Source organism: Stenotrophomonas sp. A3_2, assembly GCF_036624925.1.
In the GTDB taxonomy this organism is placed as follows: domain Bacteria; phylum Pseudomonadota; class Gammaproteobacteria; order Xanthomonadales; family Xanthomonadaceae; genus Stenotrophomonas; species Stenotrophomonas hibiscicola.
The window spans coordinates 1-351 of the sequence record NZ_JAZKVY010000268.1 but is presented as its reverse complement, the minus strand read 5'-3'; the positions used below and the strand labels follow the sequence as shown (position 1 = coordinate 351).

Here is a 351-nt window from a genome sequence, read left to right as displayed (position 1 = left end):
ACGTCCGCCAGCCGCTCGGCCACCTGACGTTCAAGGGCCTCGCGCCCCTGCTGCAGCGCTGGCCACAAGGCCGGGTCGTGCCGGGCGGCCACCAGGAATTCGAGCGCCACGGCGAAGAGCGGGCCCTCCGTGGTCCGCCAGATGGCGCCGCAGAAGCTCGCCACGGCCTGCCGCCCCGGCGCGGAGGAAGAGAGCGCCTGGTCCAGCCCCTGGAGCGCAGTGGCGGTCGCGTGCTCGATCGCCGCCGCGACGAGCTCGGCGCGGCTCGGGTAGTGGTGGGTCAGCGCCCCGCGGCTCACGCCGGCACGCGTGCAGATCATCGGGGTGGAGGCCTGCGCCAGCCCAACCTCC

The 351-nt window shown here is 75.2% G+C and carries 1 protein-coding gene; it reads right to left on the bottom strand.

Going from position 1 to position 351, the window contains the following annotated elements; all coding sequences use genetic code 11:
* A partial coding sequence (locus tag R5H29_RS12690) for a TetR/AcrR family transcriptional regulator (protein WP_332329248.1) occupies positions 1 to 351 on the bottom strand: 351 nt, incomplete at both ends.